This is a genomic window from Vibrio sp. 070316B (assembly GCF_013114115.1).
Lineage (GTDB): Bacteria > Pseudomonadota > Gammaproteobacteria > Enterobacterales > Vibrionaceae > Vibrio > Vibrio chagasii_B.
The window spans coordinates 215376-241909 of the sequence record NZ_VTYC01000009.1 but is presented as its reverse complement, the minus strand read 5'-3'; the positions used below and the strand labels follow the sequence as shown (position 1 = coordinate 241909).

The following is a 26534-nucleotide window of genomic DNA, read 5'->3' as shown; positions in this document are numbered from 1 at the left end:
TTTCGAATCTAAAGTACAAAAAGTTTTAGGGGTGTAGCTCCAATTGGCAGAGCAGCGGATTCCAAATCCGCGTGTTGGGAGTTCGAATCTCTCCACCCCTGCCACATTAAAAGGCTCTAGCAGAAATGCTAGAGCCTTTTTGCTTTCTGAATCTAATAATACTCTATTGGCAAAGCCGCGGATTCCCCTACTTACCAAAACTGTGCGTGTTGGGAGTCTATGCCTCAACTCTTGCTATATACTAAGCCTCAGCAGAAATGCTGATGTTTTTTTCGCGAAGCAAAGTTGGAATAATTACGCGTTCCCCTAGCTCGCCAGCTCAGTCTAATCTCTCCATTCCTGCCATATTTAAGTCTTTAGACTGCGCGTCCCAGCAAAATGCTAGAGCCTTTATTATTCCTGTCATTTTTAGAAGTAACGCTAGAGACACCAAGTTATCTCTATCTACTCAATACTCATTTTGCTCTATAGTTCTGCTAGTTAATAACTAACGCTATTCTAGCGAGACATTGATTCCCGTTCTTTGTGTTTCCAGGTGAAAGCTGAAGCCTTTCGATTGAAGCTAATATAACTTGAGAGTGGGTTACTGGGGAGGCTAGTGAGTGTGCAGAACAATGAGTTCTCTGTATTACTTAACTTCCTGAAAGAGTTCCGGCCAAATTTAGTACTCCCCCCAATTAAGGCTTTCGATTACTCCAATAATAGTGGTATCAAATATCTATATAAGCTTCTATGTTCTACGCATACCTTTCAGCGATAGCTTCAGTGTGGGAATTGGTGAGTTTGACTTTCATTAGGTATAAAAAAGGCCACCTAAAGTAGGTGGCCTTGGTTAATCTATCTAGGTGTTAATCTAGCTCTTTCTCTGCTTGTTTTGCTTTCTCTATCATAGGAGTGATTGTTGAGCCTTGAACTAGAATAGAGAACACAACTACGGCGTATGTCATGACAAGGATTATCTCTTTAACATCTATTGCCTTGTCTTCAATTACCCAGATACCGGAAGGGATTGATAGAGCCATTGCTAGTGCTAAGCCTCCACGTAAGCCGCCCCAAGTTAGAATCTTAATCGACCATGGGTTGTAAGTTCTAAAGCGCTTAAATCCAATGTAGGACAAGAAAACACTCAGGTAGCGTGCACTCAATACTAGAGGAACTGCGAATGCCATTAAGATCCAGTCTTCTTGGTGGAATTTGAATAGCAGCATCGACATACCAATCAATAAGAACAGCACGCCATTTAAGAACTCATCTATCAGTTCCCAGAAGTGGTCTAAGTGGTCTTCACTCTCTTTTGAGAAGCCTATAAAGCGAGTCCAGTTACCAATCATGATGCCTGATACCACCATAGCTAATGGACCTGATACGTGGAGGACTTCAGCAAAAGCATAACCCGCAGTAGGGACACCAATAGTTAGTAGCAATTCCATTGAGTGGTCATCAGTATTACTGATTAGGTAGTGGAATATAAGACCTAATGCAAAACCATAAACGATACCGCCAATAGCCTCTTGGACAAATAGCATAGTCACACTGCCAACTGTCGGTGCTTCTGTACCAAATGCAATGGTGAATAGAGTGACGAAGATTACCAAGCCAAAACCATCGTTAAATAGCGACTCACCTTCAATCTGAGTCGAGATTCGTTTTGGGGCATCGAGTTTCTTTACAATGGCTAAAACAGCGATTGGATCGGTTGGTGAGATAAGAGAACCGAACAGTAAGCAGTAAATGAGATCGAATTGGATGCCGATGAACTGACAGAATCCATAAAGAACAAAACCAATAAAGAAGGTCGAGAATAGAGTCGCACCGAGTGCGAGTACTGTGATTTCCCATTTTTGGTCTTTAAGGTTTGGGAGTTTGATCCCTAAGCCGCCAGCAAATAGTAGGAAGCCTAATATCCCTTTAAGTAGGAAGTCTTCAAAATTAATACTGGCAACCGTTTCAGAAGCAATGTCGGCTAATTGAAACCAGTTGTTTTGGCCCGCAATGATAATTAATAGAGACAGCATCATTGAGCCTGCTGTGATGGCGATGGTTGTTTGCATTTTACCAATTTTGCTATTAACAAAGGCAATGAGCATGGCTGCAGCAGACAAGAAGCATAAGGTGTAATAGACCGACATTGGGGTACCAACATGTAACAAAGTATGAATATGAATTTTCGTTGTCTCATGCTCAAATAGCAAACACTTTTTGTCAGGACTCGGTAATCAATTTCCTCTTTTAGACGTCTAGACTCCTTTTTAATGTGTGATAGGATGGAAGCATAATTAAAGGAATGAGGTTGTACCGTGGGAAGTAATGTAAGGCAAAAGATTGATGCTCTGTTGAAGCAACGAATTTTACTGATTGATGGTGGCATGGGTACCATGATTCAGGACTATAAATTGGAAGAGCAAGACTATCGTGGTGAACGCTTTGCGGATTGGCATAGTGACTTAAAGGGTAACAATGACCTTTTGGTACTTACACAACCTAAGCTTATCAAAGATATTCATTCGCAATATTTGGAAGCTGGGGCAGACATCCTTGAAACCAATACTTTTAACGCTACAACCATTGCTATGGCCGACTACGATATGGAAAGCCTTAGTGAAGAAATTAACTTTGCAGCAGCCAAGTTAGCACGAGAAGCCGCTGACGAATGGACTGCAAAGACTCCTGAAAAACCTCGTTTCGTTGCCGGCGTCTTAGGCCCAACAAACCGCACTTGTTCTATCTCTCCAGATGTTAATGATCCGGGTTATCGTAATGTGAGTTTTGATGAGTTAGTCGAGGCCTACTCTGAATCGACTCGCGCGCTGATCAAAGGTGGCTCAGACCTTATTCTTATCGAAACCATCTTCGATACACTCAATGCTAAAGCGTGTGCTTTTGCAGTTGAATCTGTTTTCGAAGAAGTAGGCATCACTTTACCGGTCATGATCTCCGGCACTATTACTGATGCATCAGGTCGTACGCTTTCAGGGCAGACGACCGAAGCTTTCTATAACGCCCTTCGTCATGTTAAGCCTATCTCGTTTGGTTTGAACTGTGCATTAGGCCCTGATGAGCTGCGTGAGTATGTTGGCGAGATGTCTCGTATCTCAGAGAGTTATGTTTCTGCTCACCCTAACGCTGGCTTACCTAACGCATTTGGCGAGTATGACCTTTCACCGGAAGACATGGCTGAACACGTTAAAGAGTGGGCTGAAAGTGGTTTCTTGAACCTGATTGGTGGCTGTTGTGGTACTACGCCAGAACATATTCGCCAAATGGCAGAAGCGGTTGAAGATGTAACTCCTCGCCAATTGCCGGACCTACCTGTGTCGTGTCGTTTATCCGGTTTAGAACCTCTGACCATTGCTAAAGAGTCTCTGTTTGTAAACGTGGGTGAGCGAACGAACGTGACCGGTTCTGCACGCTTCAAACGCTTGATCAAAGAAGAGCTTTACGATGAGGCATTGAGTGTTGCTCGTGAGCAAGTCGAAAATGGTGCACAGATCATCGATATCAACATGGATGAAGGAATGCTAGACGCTGAAGCGTGTATGGTTAAATTCCTTAATCTATGTGCCTCCGAGCCAGAGATTTCAAAAGTCCCAGTGATGGTCGATTCATCAAAATGGGAGGTTATTGAAGCCGGTCTGAAATGTATTCAGGGTAAAGGCATCGTTAACTCCATTTCTCTAAAAGAAGGTAAAGAGAAGTTCGTCGAGCAAGCGAAGTTGGTTCGCCGCTATGGTGCAGCCGTCATCGTGATGGCGTTCGATGAAGTCGGTCAGGCAGATACACGTGAACGTAAAGTCGAGATCTGTACCAATGCTTACAACATTCTTGTTGATGAGGTTGGCTTCCCACCTGAAGACATTATTTTTGACCCAAACATCTTCGCGGTTGCGACTGGTATCGAAGAGCATAACAATTATGCGGTTGATTTCATTGAAGCAGTAGGCGATATCAAGCGCGACCTACCTCATGCGATGATCTCGGGTGGCGTATCGAATGTGTCATTCTCATTCCGAGGTAATAACTACGTTCGTGAGGCAATCCACGCTGTATTCTTATACCACTGTTTTAAAAATGGTATGGATATGGGTATCGTAAACGCTGGTCAGCTGGAAATTTACGATAACGTGCCAGAAGATCTGCGTGATGCTGTTGAAGATGTCGTACTAAACCGTCGTGATGATTCGACGGAACGTTTGCTTGATATGGCAACCGAGTATCTAGAACGAGCAGTTGGTAAAGTAGAAGATAAATCAGCACTTGAGTGGCGTACTTGGCCTGTAGAGAAGCGTTTAGAGCACTCTTTGGTCAAAGGTATTACTGACTTCATCGTTGAAGATACTGAAGAAGCGCGTGTCAATTCAGCTCGACCAATTGAGGTAATTGAAGGTCCGTTAATGGACGGCATGAACGTGGTCGGCGACTTGTTTGGTGCAGGCAAGATGTTCCTCCCTCAAGTTGTTAAATCGGCCCGTGTAATGAAGCAAGCTGTAGCCCACTTGGAGCCGTTCATAAATGCATCCAAAGAAGTTGGCGCGAGTAACGGTAAGATCCTTCTCGCGACAGTTAAGGGCGATGTTCATGATATTGGTAAGAACATTGTTGGCGTCGTTCTTCAGTGTAATAACTATGACATCATTGACTTAGGTGTGATGGTTTCATGTGAAAAGATTCTCAAAGTCGCGAAAGAAGAAAACGTCGATATTATTGGCCTGTCGGGTCTGATTACTCCATCCCTTGATGAAATGGTGCATGTTGCCAAAGAGATGGAAAGACAAGGCTTTAAACTACCATTATTGATTGGTGGTGCTACGACATCAAAGGCGCATACTGCTGTAAAAATTGAACAGAATTACTCAGAGCCTGTGGTCTACGTCAATAACGCTTCTCGTGCGGTAGGCGTATGTACCTCACTGCTTTCTGAAGAGCTAAAACCTGCCTTCGTTGAGAAGTTGGACCTAGACTACGAGCGCGTTCGCGATCAGCATAATCGTAAGAAGCCTCGCACTAAGCCAGTGACACTCGAGCAAGCTCGCGCAAATAAAGTGGCGATTGATTGGGACGCATATAGCCCGCCAGTACCAGCTAAACCGGGTGTACATGTATTCAATGATTTTGATGTGGCAATACTGCGCAACTACATCGACTGGACACCATTTTTCATGACATGGTCATTAGTCGGTAAGTACCCAGCTATTCTTGACCATGAAGAAGTGGGCGAAGAGGCAAAACGTTTGTTCAAAGATGCGAACGAGTTACTGGATCGTGTAGAGAAAGAAAAGCTACTCGAAGCCCGTGGTATGTGTGCGATGTTCCCAGCCAACAGTGTGGGTGATGATATTGAGGTGTATACCGATGAGTCTCGTACTGAGGTTCTCAAAGTTCTACATAACCTTCGCCAACAGACTGAGAAGCCTAAAGGCTTTAACTACTGTTTGTCAGATTACATTGCTCCAAAAGAAAGCGGTAAAGCGGACTGGATTGGTGGCTTTGCAGTGACAGGTGGTATTGGTGAGCGTGAGTTAGCGGATGAATACAAGGCCAATGGTGATGACTACAATGCCATCATGATTCAGGCTGTGGCTGATCGACTAGCTGAAGCGTTTGCTGAATACCTACACCAAGAGGTGCGAAAGGACATTTGGGGTTACGCTCCAGATGAAGACTTATCTAACGATGATCTGATTCGAGAGAAATACCAAGGTATTCGTCCTGCTCCTGGTTATCCTGCTTGCCCTGAGCATACAGAGAAGGGCACGTTGTGGGAGTTGATGGATGTTGAGAAGACCATCGATATGTCACTGACGTCCAGCTACGCGATGTGGCCTGGTGCTTCAGTTTCTGGGATGTACTTCTCTCACCCTGATTCTCGATACTTTGCGATTGCTCAGATTCAACAGGATCAAGTAGACAGCTATGCTGACCGCAAGGGTTGGAATATGTTGGAAGCTGAGAAGTGGCTAGGTCCAAATATTAACTAGCTATTAAATCCGCGAGTTACTTGTAAAAATAGAAAGGGTTGCTTAATTGCAACCCTTTTTGTATCTGTACTTTGAGCGTTGAACTCTTATTAATTCAGTATCGCCTTATTCGAATAGCTCTTGATGCAGTTTTTGAATCGCCTGTTTAGATACTGATTCATTGAGCAGGAAGCATAAGTTATGAGGGCTTGCTCCGTAACAAATCATGCGCAAATTGAAATCTTCAAGGGTGCTGAATACTTGCTTAGCGTAGCCTTTGCTTTCACTCATGTTATTACCAATCAATGCCACTAAACACAGGTCATGTTCCACATCGACTGAACAAAGTTCTTCTAGCTCAAGACGTGCTGCTTCTGGTAACTCAGGTGCACCACCAGATGTATCAGTTTGATCTAGGGTGAGTGAAACACTGATCTCCGAGGTGGTGATAAGATCGACCGAGATCTTATGTTTAGCAAGGATCTCGAATACTTTCGCGAGAAAGCCGTAAGCATGGAACATATTAGCGCTACGAAGCGTAACCATGGTTTGGTTGCAGCGAAGGGCAAGGGCTCTGAATAGTGGAGAGCTTTCTACCTGCTGGCGAATCCAAGTTCCACCCAATTCTGGTGCTTTTGAAGAGCCGACAAATACCGGAATTTGGTGACGTAGTGCTGGCACGAGAGTCGATGGGTGCAGGATCTTCGCTCCAAAGTTTGCCATCTCAGAGGCTTCACTGAAGCTGATTTCTGGGATTGGAGAAGCTTTCGGTGCGATGCGAGGGTCGGTGGTGTAGATGCCAGGAACATCTGTCCAAATCTCTAAGCCAATCGCTTGTACTGACTCTGCAATAAGCGCAGCTGAGTAATCACTACCACCACGACCTAAGGTTGTTGTATTACCGTCACTATCTGCACCAATAAAGCCTTGTGTGACTACAACTTGTTGTTGGCACAGTGGAATCAGTTTCTCTTTTGCTAGCACTGAAATTTCTTCAAGCTGAGGTTCAGCTTTGCCGAAATCATCATTGGTGCGCATCACTTCTCTTATATCGAAGCGAACCGCGGATGTACCACGTTCGCGAAGGATTTGAGCAAGAAGGTGTGTCGACATCAATTCACCGCACGCGACCAAGTGATCGGTTAACTTAGTGCTTGTTTGAAACGATGCAGCCTCGGCAGCGCTCGCAATGTCATCAAGAATGGAGTGAACTTCTTTTTCGACGCTGATTGGATCAGCAAGTTGATCAAGAATTGCATTGTGGATGTCCGTTAATTGGGTCATCACCTCTTGACGACGAGCTCTGTCTTGAACACCGTTTGCCAGTTCAACAAGTAAATTAGTTACTCCTGAACACGCAGAACTTACGACTAACTTGGTATTTGAGTTGTTTTCAATAATGGCAGCACAACGGCTCATTGCTTCAAAGTTGGCAACACTTGTACCACCAAACTTAGCGACATTAAAAGAACCAGCTACATTAGATGCACTCACGATATATCTCCCACGACTTCCTAAATAAAATTACGGTTGGGTAATCCAACGTCCATTGTTTTCGAAGAGAGTTTTAGAGCAAAAAGAGAGGAATTATGTGAATAGTAACCTCAGAAGCTCTTCACCATATAGAAATGGTGACAGTCGCCGGGATTCAGCCCGCTCAACCGATAATAAAGGTCCTGCATCCTTTTATTATCTCGGCACTGCTCCCCCTAAATGCTTTGTATCGGAAATGCGGTTCCACAAAACACCTGCCTGGGCAGTGCTCCTCTTCTGCTAGATAGCCATTTCATTGAACGTGTTTGCGCTCACAATGTCAATTGGTAACTTGAGATAATTTAAAAATAATTTTAACAATTATGTGACAGTGGTTTGACCTCAAGACCTAAGGCTAATTGCTGACATGTTCGATTTGCTTTAGGGTGGAATATCAACACCATTAACGTAAGGGATTTACATGTCTAACTTAACAAATACTTCTACTATCGATAGTTTTTATCCACCACATCGAACGTTAATGGGGCCTGGGCCTTCTGATATCTCACCTCAAGTACTGCAAGCTTTGAGTCGTCCAACCATAGGTCATCTAGACCCGCTGTTTATTGCAATGATGGATGAGGTTAAACAGCTTCTTAAGTATGCATTTCAGACAGATAATGAGTTTACGATTGCTGTATCAGCGCCGGGCAGCGCCGGTATGGAAACTTGTTTTGTTAACTTGATTGAACCCGGTGAAAAGGTCATCGTCTGTCGAAATGGCGTGTTTGGTGAACGTATGCGAGAAAACGTGGTGCGCTGCGGTGGCGAGGCAATTCTTGTTGATGACGAATGGGGTAAGCCTGTATCTGTCGAAAAGGTACAACAAGCATTATCAGAAAACCCAGATGCTGTCGCGGTTGCGTTTGTGCATGCTGAGACCTCTACTGGTGCGCTATCGGATGCTCAAGCTATCTCTGCGGTTGCCCGACAGTTCGATGCATTGACGATTGTTGATGCTGTGACCTCACTGGGTGGTGTACCACTGTTAGTGGACGAATGGCAGCTCGATGCGGTTTATTCTGGGAGTCAGAAGTGCTTGTCTTGTGTTCCTGGTTTATCACCAGTGACTTTCTCTCAGCGTGCCGTTGATAAAATGAAAGCGCGTCAGTCACCGGTACAAAGCTGGTTCTTGGATCAGAGCCTAGTATTAGGTTACTGGAGCGGAGAAGGTAAGCGTAGTTATCACCATACTGCACCAGTCAATAGTCTTTACGCGCTGCATGAGTCTCTCGTGCTATTGAAAAATGAAGGCTTAGATAATGCTTGGTCTCGCCATCACGCTATGCATCAAGAGTTGAAAGAGGGCGTGGAAGCATTAGGACTGAAATTTGTTGTTGATGAGGAGAGCCGTTTACCACAACTTAATGCTCTTTACTTCCCTGAAGGAATCGATGAAGCGAAAGTCAGATCGCAGCTTTTAGAAGAGTATAACCTTGAGATTGGTGCTGGCCTTGGTTCTTTGGCTGGTAAGGCATGGCGTATTGGCTTGATGGGCTACGGTGCTCGCAAAGAGAATGTCGCGTTGTGTCTTAAAGCGCTGCAAGACGTACTTAAATAGTCAAATCAGGTTAGTTTTAAAGAAAAGCGCACGAGGATCGTGCGCTTTTTTGTGTTTGATCTAAAGGTGAGATGCGAAAGTCATATCTCGCTAGTCCTTAGCTACTCTGCGGATGAAACATTGTTTTCTGCTTGGGATACTTTCTTGTACTGAACCTGTGAAAAGTCTCTGTCCGGAAACAGAAACTTGGCTTCGCTACGGATCTGTTCCGCTTTGCTCTCTTCCCCTAAACCTTGGTAAGCAAGGATCAGGTTACTGTAGAACGCTGGTCTTGGTTTACTCTTTATGATCTCTAATGACCAATCAACATAGGGCTGAATAAGGGTAGGATCGCCTTTATAAAGACCAATGTTCAGGTAGGTGCTGTATATGTCCCAATCATAGCGATCTTTCCAAACTACAGGGTTGGTGACTTGTTTGAGAATATCTGGGTTTTTAGGTTTAGATAGCTCAAATTTGGTCAGTACATAGTTGGTATGCAGTGCACTCAACATGTAAACACTCACTAGAATTGGTAACACTAAGCTAGTCACTCTAAATAGTGTCTTGCTGATGATGCTGAACGGCTGCTGATAATGACGTGAAGCACGCTGGTCGACCCAATAAATCAATATGATAAAGGTTATCCAGTGTATTGCCGAGTGATAGAACGGGTACTCTAGCTGAGAGTGTAAAAGTATCGGTATGAATAGCGCTAGTAAAGCTAAGCGTGTTCCTTTCGCTGAGCTCGAGATACGCGACAATACTAATACTGCGGCAATCAATATTCCTATGATAGGTACAATACCGCCCTCAACTCCCCAGAATAGAAACTCATTGTGGGGGTGGTCCATTGCTGGAAGCCCCGGATGGTAGTTTGAATTGAGTTGATGCTGACGAGCGGTATACAGGGTGTACTCTGATTCAAATTTTCCGTAGCCGTAACCAGTAAATGGTTTCTCTACCAACATGTCTAATGTTTGGGGGAAGGTGTAAGCACGAGGGCTTTCTAGGTTCGCTTTTTTACTCGCTATGCTATCTGTAGTGCTAAGGCTGATTACTGAAAATGCAACTACGATACCGACAGCAACGGATGCACACCATCCGTAGAAGCGTTTCTTGGTCGAGAACTTGTAGAGGTAAGGCAAAATACACACGAACCCAATGAGTGCTGCTAACCAACCTGTGCGTGATGCGATGATGATCAGCAGTGGTACCGTTAATGTTGGTGTCAGGTAGAGCAAAAATGATTCGCTGATTTTGTGGTTGTACTTAGCGGGCTGCCTCGCTAATAGGTAAGCAGAGAGGACAAAACCGGTCGCTAAAAAGCTCGCCATCACGTTAGGTTGTTGGAAGATTCCATAAGGACGATTAGCTTCAGTGTTGTAACCAAATAGATTACCTGGCTCCAGCACAAAATATTGCACATAGCCAAATAATGTCTGTATGACGACAGCAAGTACGATGAACCACAGCATGCGCTGTTTATGTTTATTACTGAATTTGAATTGTTGAAGAACCACGAATAAGGCAAAGCCAGCCCATAACCCAAGTAATCGACCTGAAGCCCCTTGCGGCGAAGCATTGCTGTATAGAATAGGCAGTGTGAGTATCACGCAGCTTATTAGCAAACCTATGGTTAACTTGGAATACTTGAGTACTCGATTGGTCGCTAGTTGATAAAAGCCAATCGCTAAAGTGAAGCTTAGAGCCAGCCAAGTCGTCGGGTTAAAGGATAGAGCAAGGCCCGAACCTCCTGGGTTAGGCATGAAAAAATGCATGGCGAGTAAGAACACAACAGCTAATGAAGCAAGGAATACTTTGTTGAGAGGTAGCTGAGTGACCTGATGCTCTAGCTGGGTGCCGCTAGTGTGTATTGTTGCCATAAATCCCTAACCTTATAAAAACGGAGCTTGTTCCTTTTGAAACAAGCTCCGTTACTTTAACATTTTTCTGTCCGCCCGCAGGACGCTATTTTACACCTAGTTCAAATTTAACATAGGCTTAAGGAAGCGTGCTGTATGTGAACCTTCGATTAGTGCCACATCTTCTGGTGTGCCTTCTGCAACAATTTCACCACCACCTTGACCACCCTCAGGGCCGAGATCGAGTATCCAGTCTGCAGTTTTAACGACATCCAAGTTGTGTTCAATTACCACAACGGTATTACCGTGATCACGTAGGCGATGTAATACGGTTAATAGCTGTTGGATATCGTGGAAGTGAAGGCCTGTTGTTGGCTCATCCAGAATGTATAACGTCTTTCCTGTATCTCGTTTAGACAACTCTCGTGCTAATTTAACGCGCTGGGCTTCACCACCAGATAGGGTCGTCGCGGCTTGCCCTAGGCGGATATAAGAAAGACCAACATCCATGAGAGTTTGCAGTTTACGTGCGATTACTGGAACCGGGTTAAAGAACTCACGCGCGTCCTCTACGGTCATTTCCAGTACTTCATCAATGGTTTTACCCTTATAGCGAACTTCTAATGTCTCACGGTTGTAGCGTTTACCTTTACACACATCACAAGGTACATAAACGTCCGGTAAGAAGTGCATTTCTACTTTGATAACACCGTCGCCCTGACACGCTTCACAACGTCCGCCACGCACGTTAAAGCTGAAGCGTCCCGGTTTGTAACCGCGCGAACGTGACTCCTGTGTACCCGCAAATAATTCACGAATAGGTGTAAAGATCCCAGTGTAGGTTGCAGGGTTTGATCTTGGCGTTCGACCGATAGGGCTTTGGTCAATATCGATGACCTTATCGAAATGCTCTAAGCCTTTAATTTTCTTATGTGGTGCAGGTATTGCTGTCGTTGCACCGTTGAGTTGGGTGTGAGCAATTTTAAAGAAGGTGTCATTAATCAGCGTTGACTTACCTGACCCTGATACACCTGTAATACAACTGAATAGGCCAACAGGGATAGTCGCTGTGACATTTTTCAGGTTATTACCGGTAGCCCCAATGATCTCGACGACTTTTTTCTTGTCGATTGGTGTTCGTTGTTTTGGTACTTCAATCTCCTTTACGCCACTCAGATACTGACCAGTCAACGAATTTGGATTGTCGATGATATCTTGCATAGTACCTTCTGCGACGACGTGGCCGCCGTGCACACCAGCACCAGGGCCGATATCGATAACATGATCTGCACATCGAATAGCGTCTTCATCATGCTCAACGACAAGCACTGTGTTGCCTAAGTCTCTCAGATGAATCAAGGTTTGCAATAGACGTTCATTATCGCGCTGGTGGAGGCCAATCGATGGTTCATCCAATACATACATAACCCCCACTAAGCCAGCACCGATCTGGCTTGCGAGACGAATTCGTTGTGCTTCACCACCAGATAGAGTTTCAGCACTGCGTGATAGATTGAGGTAATTCAAACCGACATTAACCAAGAAATGAAGACGATCATTGATCTCTTTCATCACTTTGTCGGCGATCTGTCCACGCTGACCGTCTAGCTTCAACTCTTGGAAAAATTGTAGTGCGTCAGCAATGCTGAGTTCAACGATTTCAGGCAGTGTTGTATCACCAATGAAGACATTACGAGCTTCTAATCTTAAACGAGTACCGTCACAGCTAGAGCAGGATTTCGTTGAGATGTATTTAGCTAGGTCTTCACGGACTGCGCTTGATTCTGTATCACGATAACGGCGCTCTAGCGTATTCAAAATACCTTCAAATGGGTGACGTTTGACTCGAATATCACCACGATCATTGATGTATTTGAATTCAACTTCAGTACGACCTGAACCTTTAAGAATAATCTCTTGAGTCTTCTTCGGTAGAGAATTAAAGGGTGCAAATAGATCGAAACCATAGTGTTCCGAGAGCGATGTTAGCATCTGGAAATAGTAGTAGTTCTTTTGATCCCAGCCCTTAATGGCTCCGTCTGCGATGCTTAAATTTTCATCCAAGATCACTCTGCTTGGGTCAAAGTACTGTTGAACTCCAAGGCCATCACACGTACCACATGCACCTGCTGGGTTGTTGAATGAAAACAGGCGAGGTTCAAGCTCTTGCATGCTGTAACCACACTTAGGGCAAGCGAAGTTAGCAGAGAATACGATCTCTTCTTGGTCTGTTTCATCCATCCAACCGACAACAGCAATACCACCAGAAAGCTCTAATGTGGTCTCGAAAGATTCGGCTAAGCGTTGTTGAAGATCAGGACGAACTTTGAATCTATCAACCACTACTTCAATGGTGTGCTTCTTATGAAGTTCTAGTGCTGGTGGATCTGATAGGTCGCAGGTTTCACCATCAATACGTGCTCGAATAAAGCCCTGAGCCGCTAAGTTTTCCAGCGTTTTTACGTGCTCACCTTTACGCTCTTTAACGATTGGTGCTAATAGCATCATTTTTGAACCAACAGGTAGCTCAAGCACCTTGTCCACCATTTGGCTGATGGTTTGCGCGGCAAGCGGTGTGTTGTGTTCTGGACAGCGAGGTTCGCCGACTCGTGCGTAAAGAAGCCTCAGGTAATCATAGACTTCTGTAATGGTACCAACCGTTGAACGAGGGTTATGAGACGTAGATTTCTGTTCTATCGAGATGGCGGGAGATAAGCCTTCGATGTGGTCGACATCAGGTTTTTCCATAAGGGATAGAAATTGACGAGCATAGGCAGATAAAGACTCAACATAACGGCGTTGCCCTTCTGCGTAGAGGGTATCAAACGCAAGTGATGACTTACCTGAACCAGAAAGACCTGTGATAACAATCAGCTTATCACGAGGGATAGTAAGGTTTACGTCTTTGAGGTTATGCGTACGAGCGCCTCTAATTTCTATTTTATCCATCTCAACAGACCATGTAATTTTTAGTGGCTAAAGTATTACATAGAGTGAGATTTGTGCAAAGTTTTACTGGATAAAAAAACAGTAATTAAAAAGGGCGACTCCAAGAGCCGCCCATTACATTGTGTGAATTGTTACTTACCAGTCAGCAGTTATGCTTCTTTCTGTGTTGAGTGTTTGCCTAACTCAACTTGCTGCTGGTCTTTCTTGTATAGGTTTTCAAAGCAGTAGTTTGTTGCTTCGATGTAGCCTTCTACGCTACCGCAGTCAAAACGCTGGCCTTTAAATTTGTATGCCAATACACAACCTGCTTTTGCTTGTTTAAGCAGTGCATCGGTGATTTGGATCTCACCACCTTTACCTGGTTCCGTTTGCTCGATCAGTTCGAAGATATCCGGAGTCAGAATATAACGGCCAATGATCGCTAGGTTGCTTGGTGCTGTGCCTTGCTCTGGCTTTTCCACCATGTCATCAACACGGAACAGGTCGTCTTTGATCATTTCACCTGAGATAACACCGTACTTATGTGTTTCTTCTTCAGGAACTTCTTGAACAGCTACGATAGAACAGCGGAACTGTTTGTATAGCGCAACCATCTGGGCCAACACGCCTTGTTGTTCATTTACACATAGGTCATCGGCAAGTACCACTGCGAATGGTTCGTCACCCACAAGCTCACGACCAGTCAGGATTGCGTGACCTAAGCCTTTCATTTCGCGTTGACGAATATAGGTAAAGTTTGCAGCTTCAATCGTTTCACGGATATTAACCAGCAGGTCTTCTTTATTTGTGCCACTGATTTGATGTTCAAGCTCATAGTTCTTGTCGAAGTGATCCATGATTGAGTGTTTACCACGACCCGTTACGATACACATTCCGTCCATACCGGCTTCGATTGCTTCTTCAACGCCGTATTCAATCAGTGGTTTGTTTACTACTGGCATCATTTCTTTCGGCATTGATTTGGTTGCTGGTAAGAAGCGTGTACCGTAGCCTGCTGCCGGGAAAAGGCACTTTTTGATCATCGTAAGACCCTTTATCTATAATAATTATTGATTCAACCTGAGTGGTTGATATTTCTGAGGGCAACTCTAGCACAAATTTTGTCGAAAATTCAGCAACAATCCGTATGGCTAACCAGAGCTTCCCTCAAAATTATCGTCACTTTAAGAAGCAGATCAATTATGCAAGCAGGTTCTGGTTGGCCCATGCTATCGCTTGGACTCTATTTTTTACTGCCAGCTTGCGAAATATCTGATAAAGATGGGACTTCACCGTGAACTCGCTGATAAAGAGATCATCGGCTATTTGTGTGTTCGATGAGCCGGATTGGAGGCAACGAATAACCTGGATCTCGCGAATGGTGAGATCAACATTGGTAGGCGTTGTGTTGGTATTGACCATATTACGGTAGTAAAAAAGCAGTTGATTGGTGACCTTTCTTGGCAGCCAGTTATCGCCATCGATTACCTCTTGTAAACCATGAGCAATCTTGTTTTTTTTATCGGTGTTATAAAATAACCCTTTTAATACACCATAAGTCAAAAGCTCTGAGGTTGGCAGTTGCTGGGGGACATTAAACAAAATGATCTCATGGTTTTTCCACATTACGGTCAAATTAGGGCAGATAGCCAATAGCTTTGGCACTTCTTTATAGTCGACAAGAAGAATTCGATTGCTCTGCTTTCTATCAACTAACATTAAGTCGTCTGGCGTCATCTTGTACAACATAATTGATAGGTGTTTCTCTATTTCTTTTACGTGTAAGTAGGTGTCGCTTGGGTCGATGCACATAAAGTGTAAAGTGCGAGCATAGCGAGATTTTCTCATTGAAGTTCCTTATTTATGAAGTATGAGATTTCACGGTGTCATGCAGACTTTGGCTTCTCTAGCATCATCGTTGTGACTTGCGTTGAATATCAATTCTCAAAGTAAATGAGTGGTTTGTAAGTGGAGAAAAAAGCAACATCGCTCTGAATATCATGATTTGTTACGTTTTTATTCTTTGTCGTGAGGAGAGAATAGGAATGCGATTTATCACAGCAGAAAAGCATGCTATTCTTGTGCGCTAAAAATTTTCTGAGACTATGAATTTAGACGGAGCAAATCATGGCTAGCCGTGGAGTTAACAAAGTTATATTAGTGGGTAACCTAGGTAATGACCCAGAAATTCGTTACATGCCAAATGGCGGCGCAGTAGCGAACATTACCATTGCAACGTCAGAGTCATGGCGTGATAAAGCAACTGGCGAACAGCGTGAAAAAACAGAATGGCACCGTGTTGCTCTGTTTGGCAAGCTAGCTGAAGTTGCTGGTGAGTACCTACGTAAAGGTTCTCAAGTTTACATTGAAGGTCAACTTCAAACTCGTAAATGGCAAGATCAAAGCGGTCAAGATCGCTACACAACGGAAGTTGTGGTTCAAGGCTTCAACGGCGTTATGCAAATGCTTGGCGGTCGTGCTCAAGGTGGCGCACCAGCTCAAGGTGGCATGGGTGGCCAACAGCAGCAAGGTGGTTGGGGTCAACCTCAGCAGCCGCAACAGCAACAATACAGCGCTCCAGCACAACCGCAAAAAGCGCCTCAACAACAAGCTCCTCAGCAGGCTCAACCTCAATATAATGAGCCACCGATGGATTTTGATGATGACATCCCATTTTAAGCCCTGTTTTTAATATATTATAAAGACAGTATTAATTTGGAAAGAGCCGCGATTATCGCGGCTTTTTGTTACCTAGAATTCTTAACGCTTTATTTACAACGTCAATTTATAGTATAAGTAGCAATACGGTATAATGTGAGTTGAAAAGGATTTCGTTATTCATGAGATATACCCCCACACTAAAATTGAGCACCCGATTGGTCGCATTTGTCACCGTGATAGTTATCAGTGCGATGTTCATTCTTTTTATCGGTGGCACCCTCTCATTTAAGCGTATCGGGCAAGAGTATTTAGACCATTATTTGGTGGGTATTGTCGACGTTGTAGATAAAGAAATGGAAGATCCTGACGCTGCATATTCAATGCAGCGTTGGATGCCTAAGATGTTGCAAGCAAGCAACATTGTTGAGATGAAACTCTCGAATAAGACCGGCATTGTTTATCGCTTCAAAGATACTTCCCCACAGATTGATCCTAGCCGCCTTTATGAAAAGAGCTTTGTATTAGAGCGAAATACCGGTTATCGAATCGAGTTTAAGGCTCTGCCTCCTTACATTGGATACAGCTACTCATTGGAAGCAATGTGGTCGATTACTTTAGCGGTCGCTTTGATCATTTTCTGTTTAGCTCGTGGCGTTCGATGGCTAAAAGAACAGTTAATGGGCTCTGAAATGCTGGAAGAGCGTGGAAGAATGATTCTAGCTGGTCAGGTTGAAGCTCATGCAAAAGGTGATGAGCGAGAATGGCCTTTTACCGCGAGTGAAGCTCTTGATGTTCTTATTGAAGAGTTAAAAGACGCTCGGCAAGAGCGTAGTCGCTTCGATACCTTTATTCGAACTCATACCTTCTTAGATAAACTCACAGGCACCGCCAACAGAGTACTATTCGATAACAAGCTTGAATCGGCACTGCATGAAAGTGGTGCGCGTGGTGGTGTGCTGTTAATACGTATCGATGAGTGGGAACAGGTATGCGATGATAATGATAAGCAAGTTACAGATAACTTTATTATTGAGGTCGGCGAAGTATTATCGAATATCGTACAGCGCTACCCAGATGTTATTTTCTCTCGTTATTATGAAGCCGACTTTGCTGTATTTATCCCGCACCAAGGTGCCAAGGATATTGCGACGCTGGCGGCTCAGTGTTTAAGACAACTTGATAAGTTAACACCACCAGAGCCTTTAGAGTCGGATAATTGGTGCCATATCGGCGTGACCATGTACACCGAAGGTGAACGTCATAGTCAGATCATGGATGAAACGGAAACCGCATTAAAAAGTGCGCAATTGGAGCGTATTAATAACTGGAGTCGTTTCCCTAAACAAAATAAAAATGAGCTCGATAGAGGAAGTGTTCGCTGGAGAACACTACTTGATACAGCACTGCTCCCTGATAATTTAGTAATCTTTGCTCAGCGGTGTTATCTTATGTCTGAATTAGGTCAAGCTAATGAATTACATAGAGAAATATTCACTAGAATTCAGGATCCTGAGAAGGGTTTATTGAAGTCTTCTCGCTTCATGCCTGCGGTGGAGCAAGTGGGTTACCAAGCTCAAATGGATCAATCGGTGTTGAGGGTGTTGTTGAAGTCACTGAAAGAATCGACTCAACCTATTCACTATTCGGTGAACCTTAACGTCACGCCTTTTGCGAGTAAGCAGCACTTTAAGTGGTTTAGGAGTGAGTTGTTGCAGCTTTCTGCACAGCATCGGTCACAACTCGCTTTTGAGTTTCCAGAGGGGCACCTTATTGCTCATCTTGATTATATGAGACCGGTGGCAAAGATGTTGCGAGGACTTGGGTGTAAAGTGATTGTTGGTCAAGCTGGGCGAACCATTGTCAGCACCCACTACATCAAGGACTTGAAGGTCAACTATATAAAGCTTCACCGAAGTTTGATTAAGAAAATCGATCAAAGGCATGAGAACCAGCTGTTCGTCCGCAGTTTAATTGGGGCGTGTGGTGACTCTCCAACTCAAGTGATTGCGGTGGGAGTCGAAACAAAACAAGAAAAGAACACCTTGATAGAGTTAGGTATTAACGGTTATCAGGGAAGGTATTTCGACGAAGAACAACAAATTATCCCTTTGCCTAACAAAGGCTCAAAGCCAGTGAAAGCTGAGTCTGTAGTAAAAGTTGGTCGAAGAAATCGATGGCGTAAGAGTAGTAGCTAAGTATGAATTTTAAAGCGATTGTAGACAAATTAAAGCCAAGCAAAAGCAATGGCAACACTCAAGTTGTCATGTTGGGTAATGATGCAGTCTATATTTCATCGTCAGAGCAAGCATCCCAAGTAACCAGTATTCCTTTCGTTAATGGAGATTGGGAAAGCGCGCTGAAAAAGTCGCTGAATAGTGAGGCGTTTACCAGTAATAGCCTTCAACTGATTGTTTGTGCCAACTATTACCAGACCTACCAACTTGATAAGCCCGACATTCCAGAAAGCGAGTGGTCGGTTGCCTTACCATTTCTACTCAAAGACCTTGTTGCCGAGAGAGTTACGGAGATTACTGCGAGTGCGGTGGCCTTACCTACCTCGAATAAGCTGCAAGTGTATGTATTACCGAAAAAGCTGTTAGATAAGCTGGTTAGCATTACAAGCGCGGCGCAAGTTGAGCTCAAAGGTGTGGTGCCGGAAGATGAAATTTGGGGTTACAGTGCTGGTGAACTGTCGAACTTTATTCTTTTACAACGCAGCCCTAACTCGCACTTTAAACTGAGTGCGTTTGTTGAGCACACTGTTTGTTTCCAAAGAACGATTCGTAGTGTGGTACCCCCTTTAACTGGAGTAGCATCCAGTGCTCTGCAATTAGATGGCCTTGCCTTGGAGCTTCAACGCTCTATTGATTATCTGTCTTCTCAAATTAAAGGCACTCAACTTCATCAACTAAAGATCTGTTGTGATGAAGAGGATGAAGCTGAATTACAAAGTGCATTAAATAATACACTGAGCTCAACGGTCTCTTTGCTTGTTGAAGGTGAGCGCGAAAACTCTGAAAGTTTGTTAGTGCAATTAGCCGCTGAAAAAGAGACGTTTACGGTCAACCTTTACCCTGAGCATTTAAAGCCTAAAAAAGAGTATTTTACGTTAGCGAATGTGGCTGCGAGTTGGGGAGTGGTTAGTGCGTTGTTGCTTGGCAGCTACTTTGTCATGAACTATCAAGCTTCCAATTTAGACACTGAATTAACAGTGTTACAACAAGGCTCCAACCAGCTTAACAAACAAGTTAAGCAACTGAATAGTCAGTTAACTCAACATAAACCCTCCCCTGAGAAAGTGGCGGCAGTTGAGCGTCTCAAACGTGAGACTCAAGCAAAAAAAGAGGCGCTAAAGGCGGTTGGACAATACGACGAGTCTCAGCAAGTCGGGTATTCTGGCGTCATGAATTCCTTAGCTCAATTAGGCCGAAATGACATCTCTCTTTCGCACATCTATATGACCCATGACACGTTAGATATGAGTGGGTTAGCTCGCAATGCCAATGTTGTCCCTAACTGGATTGGTCAATTCAAAAATGAGCTTAATCTTGTTGGCCGCTCTTTTGAAAAACTGAAAATAGGTCGTAATGATCAAGATGTGGTGACCTTTGAGTTAAGTACTCGTAGGGAGAGCAAGTAATGCAGCAATGGAATCAACTTAGCGATAAGTTTCTTGCATTAAGCCCAAGAGAAAAGTGGCTGCTTTTCGTGTGCGGTTTCGTTGGTATCTCTATGCTGCTTTTTACCTTACTGGTGGAGCCGGTGTACCTCGATCTGCAAGCAAAAAATGCCAAGATGACCAGCCTGACTCAATCAAATCAGAGGCAGCAAGGTGAGCTACTTGTTCTGCAAGCCAAATTGAACAAAGACCCAGACAAAGAGATCAATCTCGAATACAAAAAATTGATGCGAGAGAGCCAAGAACTGTCACTTGAATTAGCCGAAATGGTTGATGGGCTGATCTCTCCATCCCAAATGTCGCAATTGCTCGAAAGTGTACTTAATGCAGGTAATGGTTTGAAGTTGGAGTCGTTGGAGTCACTTAAGCCAGAAGCGATCTCGAACAATAAAGAGACCAGTGAATATTCAGGTTACTTTCTTCACCCGGTGAGGATGGAATTGACTGGCAGTTACTTTGACATTGCAGCTTACCTTCAGGCTCTTGAATCTCTTCCTGTGAGCTACTACTGGCGTACATTTGAATACACGGTAGAAGAATATCCGAAAGCTCGACTTGTATTCGAGGTTTATACACTAGGTACCAGACAGGAGTTTATCGGTGGTTAGAACTCTATTGTTGTCATTACTGTTTACCAGTTCATTGGTGTCGGCTGAGCAAGATCCAACTGCCCCTCTGGGATGGATGACGCCTCAACAAAAAACATCGCCGGCGAAGAAAGCGCCAACTCATTATCGTTTACCGTCTTTAGAAAGCATCGTGTGTAAAGCGGATACGCCTTGCTACGCCATTCTCAATGGTGAAATTGTTGCTCAAGGGGAGGCGATAAGAGGCTATCGAGTTAAGAAAATAGATTCAGAATACGTCACTCTGCAGAGAAGCTCTAAGCAGTGGAAATTAGAGATGTTCTCTTTAGATATTAAGAATAATTAAGGTTTGAGTGAAGACATGCGTAAACTTGTAGTAGCAATCCTAGTGTCATCTTTGGTCGGCTGTTCGATGGGGCATCGTGATCCTGTTGAGATAAAAGAGTCTTTGAACGAATCTATTAATGAAGCGAACAGCAAGGCGCTTCATGAACTGCCTTCGTCTGTACAAGATGATCTTATGTCTCAGCTTAATTCCGATGCTATGTCTCCGGGAATGGAGACCGTGAAGCGTTTTCGTATTCAAGCAAAAGGCGTAGAAGCGAGAACTTTCTTTGCTAGTTTAGTGAAAGGCACAGAATACAGCGCTGCGATTCATCCAAGCGTGTCTGGAAAGCTTACGCTGAACTTAACGGATGTAACGCTAGATGAAGTGCTGGCCGTAGCTCAGGATATGTATGGCTACGATATTGAAAAGCGTGGCAAGGTGATTCAAGTCTACCCAGCAGGCCTTCGCACAGTGACGATTCCAGTCGATTACTTACAAGTTAAGCGTGCGGGTCGCTCATTGACGACGATAACGACGGGTACGATCTCTAACTCAGACAACAATTCATCGAGTTCTTCAAGCTCTGACTCAAATTCGTCGAATTCATCTAACTCTTCAAATAACTCAAACTCTACCTCGAACGGTGGTACTGAGATTGAGACCACATCTGAAAGTGATTTCTGGCCACAACTTGAAGCTGCGGTTGCGCACTTAATTGGTTCAGGTGATGGGCAAAGTGTTGTCGTGACGCCACAAGCGAGTGTGATTACCGTGCGTGCTTTTCCTGATGAAATTCGTGAGGTTCGTGAGTTTCTAGGTGTTTCCCAACAGCGCTTGCAACGTCAAGTTATCCTTGAAGCCAAAATAATGGAAGTGACTCTGAGTGATGGTTACCAGCAGGGCATTAACTGGACGAAAATGTTCTCGTCAAACGGAACTAATTACACTGTTGGCATGGGTTCTATAGTCAAAGATGCGACAGGAGCTATTATTCCGGGCACATTACCTGGGATGGACCCTATAGGTGCAGCACTTGGTGGTCAATCCAATATTGTTGTGTCGGGGAGTAGCTTCGAGGCGGTATTGAGCTTTATGGATACTCAAGGCGACCTCAATGTGCTTTCTAGCCCAAGAGTCACAGCTGCAAATAACCAAAAAGCGGTGATCAAAGTCGGCACAGACGAGTATTACGTCACAGATTTATCAAGTGCGGTTGGCAGTGGTGATAATGCCAACGTAGCACCTGAAGTGGAATTAACGCCGTTTTTCTCTGGTATCTCATTAGATGTGACCCCTCAAATTGATGATAAAGGCAGTGTATTTTTGCATGTCCACCCTGCGGTTATCGAGGTAGAAGAAGAAGTTAAAGAACTCAACCTTGGTTCAACAACGGGTGTTGTACAGCTACCTTTAGCGAAAAGCTCTATTCGTGAGTCTGATTCGGTGATTCGAGCACGAGATGGTGATGTGGTTGTTATTGGTGGCTTGATGAAGTCAAACACCAGTGATGTGACTTCTAAAGTTCCATTCTTAGGCGATATTCCGGCTTTGGGCCACTTGTTCCGCAACACCAATCAATTGACGCAAAAGACCGAGCTCGTGATTTTGCTTAAACCGACGGTTGTGGGTGTGAACACGTGGCAATCTGAGTTAGAGCGTTCTCGTGATCTACTTCAGCAATGGTTCCCTGATGAAGAGTAAATGCTTGCTTTCTGAATTGGCAGTACTTCACTAAGTCGGGTGAATCTATGTATCAAGCTCATTTTGGTTTTGAACAGCTGCCATTTACCTTAACGCCGAATACCGATTTTTTTTACGGATTAGCCCCGCATTTTGAGGCGATTCAAACGGTCATATCAGCGTTAGAGATGGGAGAGGGCGTCATCAAGGTGACTGGAGAAGTCGGCACGGGAAAAACCATGGTTTGTCGGATGTTGGTCAATCATCTAAAAGACTGTACCGCATTAATTTACTTGCCAAACCCAGTGTTGTCCGGAACTGACTTACGCCATGCTGTCGCCAAAGAGCTTGATTTAACGGTTGAGAACGAAGCCTCTCTGGTGGATAACATTCAACATAAGTTGATTGAACTGCATAATTCAGGCTTAAGAGTGGTTGCGATTATTGATGAGGCACAAACTCTCTCTGACGAAGCGCTAGAGACATTGAGACTGTTCGGCAATCTGGAAACTGAAGACAAGAAATTACTTCAGATAGTGTTACTTGGACAGCCAGAACTAGACGCTCGCTTAGAGGCTTATCATCTAAGACAATTTCGTCAAAGAATCACTTTTAGTTCGACATTAAGGGCGCTAACTCTTGATGAGACGGTGGCTTATATTGATAACCGAATTGCTAAATCTGGTGGCAACCCAGAACTGTTCAGTTTGAATCAAAAAAAGGCGATCTGTCGTTCTTCACTAGGTATCCCAAGGCTGATAAATCAGCTATGCCACAAGGCTTTACTGTTGTCGTTCAGTGAAAGCAAAAAAAGTATCGATAACCAACATCTGTTTTCTGCGATGCATGAAACTTACGATGTGTGTAAGCCCAAATTTAAAACGCCAATACTGTGGGGTTGGAATTAATTATGAGCGTCATTAATAACGCCTTGTCTGAATTGGCAAAGAAAAAATCAGCGACAGCAATAGAAGCTGCGGTCGTGCCTAAGGTAAAAACGCGCTCACCATTTGTGTGGGTAGCTGCAGGTTTTACTCTGAGCTTGGCCATGGGCGGTTGGGCGATATCACAGGGCCCAACGGTAGATAACTCAATATCGACTCAAGATAGGCAGGTTCAGGTTTCTGTTGTAGATAGCTCGGCAGAAGTACCTGCAATTGTTACTCAAGCTCCGTCATCGCCAACTAAGAAGTTAGTGACGGTCGATGCTTCCTATCTAACTCAAGTAACCCCAGAAAAAAGCTCTCGAAATCAGGCGCTAGTTGTGGATTCAGCGGTTAAAACGCCACAAATAACAAAACCTCAGGTACAAGCGAAACCGACAGCAACAACAAAAGTAAATACGACACAAGTTCCTGAGCCGACCTTGATTGCGAGTGTTGCGAAGAGCAGCCCAGCTTCTATTTCTAATGAGCCAAAAGACTCAGAAAATAGTGGAATACTGATTGAACAAGTAGAACTGACCCCAGAGCAACTTTCTGTAAATGCTCAAGGGCGAGCTCAGAAGGCGCTAGATGGAAATGATCTTACTGGTGCATTGAAGGGGTACAACGAAGCACTTCGTTATACGCCAAGAAATGAGGATGTTCGTCAAAAGCTCGCTATTCTCTATTTCGGCAAGGGTGATACTCGTAAAGCTTACGAGCTTTTTCAGTCGGGTATTAAGCTCAACATCAATAGTGAAAAGCTACGTTTGGGTTTATCAAAACTGTTGGTAAAAGCGGACCAAGCAGAAGCAGCGTTAAGCCCTTTGGTACATATGCCTCCGCATCCAACTCAAGAATATCTAGCAATGCGTGCTGCGCTGAGCCAAAAGTCACAGCAAGAAGAGATTGCACTGGAGAGTTACCAAAAGCTGGTCGAGATTGATTCTGAGAATGCTCGCTGGTGGCTAGGTTTAGCGATACAGCAGGAGCGACAATTAGACTTTGCTGCTGCAAAGCAATCATACCAAGGTGCGTTAACCCGAGTCGGTATCTCATCTCAATCACAAAGCTTTGTGCGTGACCGATTGAAAATAATCAGTGCTTTAGAGGAGAGCAGCAATGCAAATTAGATTAAGAAAAAGGCTTGGTGATTTGCTTGTTGAAGAAGGCATCATCACTGAGGCTCAAGTTGAACAAGCGCTTGCCTCTCAAAAGAGTACTGGTCGTAAGCTTGGTGATGCTCTGATCGAACTTGGCTTCTTGTCTGAGCAGCAAATGCTAAGCTTTTTGTCACAACAGCTTGCTATTCCTCTGATCGATCTCAGTCGAGCGAACGTTGATGTTGAAGCGGTTCAGCTTTTACCTGAAGTGCATGCCCGCCGTCTTCGTGCATTGGTTATTGGTCGTCAAGGTGACACGCTGCGCGTGGCGATGAGTGATCCTGCGGATCTGTTTGCTCAGGAATCACTGCTTGGTCAATTGGGTGATTACGCACTTGAATTTGTTGTGGCGCCAGAAAGGCAACTGGTCGATGGGTTTGATCGCTACTACCGTAGAACCAAAGAGATCGCCTCATTCGCTGAGCAGCTTCATGCAGAGCACCAAGTTAATGAAGCTTTCGATTTTGATATCGCAGAAGAAGACAGTGATGAAGTGACAGTGGTTAAACTGATCAACTCGCTGTTTGAAGATGCTATTCAAGTGGGTGCTTCTGATATCCATATTGAACCTGATTCTAATGTGCTACGTCTTCGCCAGCGTATCGATGGCGTGTTACATGAAACTCTCCTTAACGAAGTGAATATCGCTTCTGCGTTGGTATTACGTTTAAAGCTGATGGCAAACCTTGATATCTCAGAGAAGCGCCTTCCTCAAGATGGTCGTTTCAATATTCGAGCGAAAGGTCAGTCTGTCGATATTCGTATGTCGACGATGCCAGTGCAGCACGGTGAATCTGTGGTTATGCGTCTGCTTAACCAGTCTGCTGGTTTACGTAAATTGGAAGCGTCGGGCATCCCGAGTGACCTGCTGGTTCGTCTTCGTAAACAGTTACGCCGCCCGCACGGGATGATTCTAGTTACTGGTCCTACGGGCTCAGGTAAAACAACCACGCTTTATGGTGCGCTAAGTGAACTGAATGAGCCGGGTAAAAAAATTATTACTGCGGAAGACCCGGTAGAATATCGCTTGCCAAGAATTAACCAAGTTCAGGTTAATCCTAAAATCAATCTCGATTTCTCTACGATCTTAAGAACCTTCTTACGTCAGGATCCCGATATCATTCTTATTGGTGAGATGCGTGACCATGAGACGGTCGAGATTGGTTTGAGAGCTGCACTTACCGGTCACTTAGTGCTAAGTACCCTTCACACCAACGATGCGGTAGACAGTGCATTGCGTATGATGGATATGGGAGCGCCAGGTTACTTAGTCGCGAGTGCGGTTCGAGCAGTAGTGGCACAGCGATTGGTTCGTAAAGTTTGTACCGACTGTAAGGTTGATGACGAACTGGATGAAGCGCGCAAACAATGGCTGAGCGTTCGTTTCCCAAATCAAGTCGGCGTCCCTTTCATGAAAGGTCGTGGTTGTCAGAACTGTAATTTAACCGGGTACCGCGGGCGTATCGGTGTATTCGAGATGTTGGAGCTTGAGCACAACATGATGGATGCTTTAAGAGCTAACGATGCCGTTGGTTTTGCTCAAACCGCAAGACAGTCTGAAAACTACAAACCACTATTAGCCTCTGCGATGGAGTTGGCTTTGCAAGGTGTAGTGAGCCTTGACGAGATAATGAACCTCGGCGAAGGTGACGCATCAGGCTCAACTGACCCAATTTATCTGTAGGGGTAGAGT

General features: G+C 44.4%; 17 protein-coding genes, 1 tRNA gene and 1 riboswitch. Of the genes, 12 read left to right on the top strand and 6 right to left on the bottom strand.

All coding sequences use genetic code 11. From position 1 onward, the window contains the following. Nucleotides 1–27: 27 nt before the first annotated feature. Nucleotides 28–104: transfer RNA gene (locus F0251_RS10015), tRNA-Trp, on the top strand. 744 nt (nt 105–848) lie between these two features. Here the strand turns inward: F0251_RS10015 and F0251_RS10010 are convergent. Further along, the gene (locus F0251_RS10010) at nt 849–2129 is read right to left on the bottom strand and encodes a sodium:proton antiporter (RefSeq protein WP_004740869.1); all 1281 of its coding nucleotides are present in this window, start codon (nt 2127–2129) and stop codon (nt 849–851) included. 168 nt (nt 2130–2297) lie between these two features. Here F0251_RS10010 and metH point away from each other — a divergent pair, with 168 nt between their 5' ends. Then, on the top strand, nt 2298–5975 hold the full coding sequence (metH, locus tag F0251_RS10005; protein ID WP_171730903.1) for a methionine synthase: 3678 nt from the start codon (nt 2298–2300) through the stop codon (nt 5973–5975). A gap of 105 nt (nt 5976–6080) precedes the next feature. On the opposite strand, the gene lysC is transcribed toward metH, so the two are convergent. Further along, a complete protein-coding gene (gene lysC / locus F0251_RS10000) occupies nt 6081–7448 on the bottom strand; it encodes a lysine-sensitive aspartokinase 3 (protein ID WP_171730902.1) in 1368 nt (455 codons plus the stop codon). Between the two features lie 106 nt (nt 7449–7554). Continuing rightward, nucleotides 7555–7732: riboswitch (Lysine riboswitch) on the bottom strand. A gap of 176 nt (nt 7733–7908) precedes the next feature. Here lysC and F0251_RS09995 point away from each other — a divergent pair. Then, nucleotides 7909–9048: an alanine--glyoxylate aminotransferase family protein gene (locus tag F0251_RS09995; protein ID WP_105059045.1), complete on the top strand. Its 1140-nt coding sequence runs from the start codon at nt 7909–7911 to the stop codon at nt 9046–9048. A gap of 101 nt (nt 9049–9149) precedes the next feature. Here F0251_RS09995 and F0251_RS09990 read toward each other — a convergent pair whose 3' ends face one another. The 4 genes from F0251_RS09990 to F0251_RS09975 form a co-directional block, all read right to left on the bottom strand. Then, nucleotides 9150–10913: a PglL family O-oligosaccharyltransferase gene (locus tag F0251_RS09990; protein ID WP_171730901.1), complete on the bottom strand. Its 1764-nt coding sequence runs from the start codon at nt 10911–10913 to the stop codon at nt 9150–9152. A gap of 96 nt (nt 10914–11009) precedes the next feature. Then, on the bottom strand, nt 11010–13841 hold the full coding sequence (gene uvrA, locus F0251_RS09985) for an excinuclease ABC subunit UvrA (RefSeq protein ID WP_171730900.1): 2832 nt from the start codon (nt 13839–13841) through the stop codon (nt 11010–11012). Nucleotides 13842–13990: 149 nt separating this feature from the next. Then, a complete protein-coding gene (gene galU / locus F0251_RS09980) occupies nt 13991–14863 on the bottom strand; it encodes a UTP--glucose-1-phosphate uridylyltransferase GalU (RefSeq protein WP_019826989.1) in 873 nt (290 codons plus the stop codon). A 157-nt stretch (nt 14864–15020) separates the two neighbouring features. Then, entirely contained in the window at nt 15021–15668 is a 648-nt protein-coding gene (locus F0251_RS09975) for a LuxR C-terminal-related transcriptional regulator (protein WP_171730899.1), read from the bottom strand. A gap of 279 nt (nt 15669–15947) precedes the next feature. Here F0251_RS09975 and F0251_RS09970 point away from each other — a divergent pair, with 279 nt between their 5' ends. The 9 genes from F0251_RS09970 to F0251_RS09930 all read left to right on the top strand — a co-directional run bounded on the left by F0251_RS09970 (nt 15948) and on the right by F0251_RS09930 (nt 26525). Further along, the gene (locus F0251_RS09970) at nt 15948–16499 is read left to right on the top strand and encodes a single-stranded DNA-binding protein (RefSeq protein ID WP_128162173.1); all 552 of its coding nucleotides are present in this window, start codon (nt 15948–15950) and stop codon (nt 16497–16499) included. A gap of 161 nt (nt 16500–16660) precedes the next feature. Next, on the top strand, nt 16661–18676 hold the full coding sequence (gene csrD, locus F0251_RS09965) for an RNase E specificity factor CsrD (RefSeq protein WP_061033510.1): 2016 nt from the start codon (nt 16661–16663) through the stop codon (nt 18674–18676). Nucleotides 18677–18678: 2 nt separating this feature from the next. Next, nucleotides 18679–20121, top strand: a complete 1443-nt coding sequence (locus tag F0251_RS09960) for an MSHA biogenesis protein MshI (protein ID WP_171730898.1) — start codon at nt 18679–18681, stop codon at nt 20119–20121. Then, nucleotides 20121–20768, top strand: a complete 648-nt coding sequence (gene pilO, locus F0251_RS09955; protein ID WP_171730897.1) for a type 4a pilus biogenesis protein PilO — start codon at nt 20121–20123, stop codon at nt 20766–20768. Before F0251_RS09960 ends, pilO begins: the two co-directional genes overlap by 1 nt. Further along, on the top strand, nt 20761–21093 hold the full coding sequence (locus F0251_RS09950) for an MSHA biogenesis protein MshK (RefSeq protein WP_116869933.1): 333 nt from the start codon (nt 20761–20763) through the stop codon (nt 21091–21093). The genes pilO and F0251_RS09950 overlap by 8 nt, the downstream gene beginning before the upstream one ends. A 15-nt stretch (nt 21094–21108) precedes the next feature. Continuing rightward, nucleotides 21109–22776: a pilus (MSHA type) biogenesis protein MshL gene (gene mshL, locus F0251_RS09945; RefSeq protein ID WP_171730896.1), complete on the top strand. Its 1668-nt coding sequence runs from the start codon at nt 21109–21111 to the stop codon at nt 22774–22776. A gap of 47 nt (nt 22777–22823) precedes the next feature. Continuing rightward, nucleotides 22824–23663, top strand: a complete 840-nt coding sequence (locus tag F0251_RS09940; RefSeq protein WP_171730895.1) for an ExeA family protein — start codon at nt 22824–22826, stop codon at nt 23661–23663. A 2-nt stretch (nt 23664–23665) separates the two neighbouring features. Then, nucleotides 23666–24811, top strand: a complete 1146-nt coding sequence (locus tag F0251_RS09935) for a lipopolysaccharide assembly protein LapB (protein ID WP_171730894.1) — start codon at nt 23666–23668, stop codon at nt 24809–24811. After that, complete coding sequence (locus F0251_RS09930; RefSeq protein WP_116869937.1) at nt 24801–26525, top strand: GspE/PulE family protein; 1725 nt, start codon at nt 24801–24803, stop codon at nt 26523–26525. The genes F0251_RS09935 and F0251_RS09930 overlap by 11 nt, the downstream gene beginning before the upstream one ends. Nucleotides 26526–26534 lie beyond the last annotated feature (9 nt).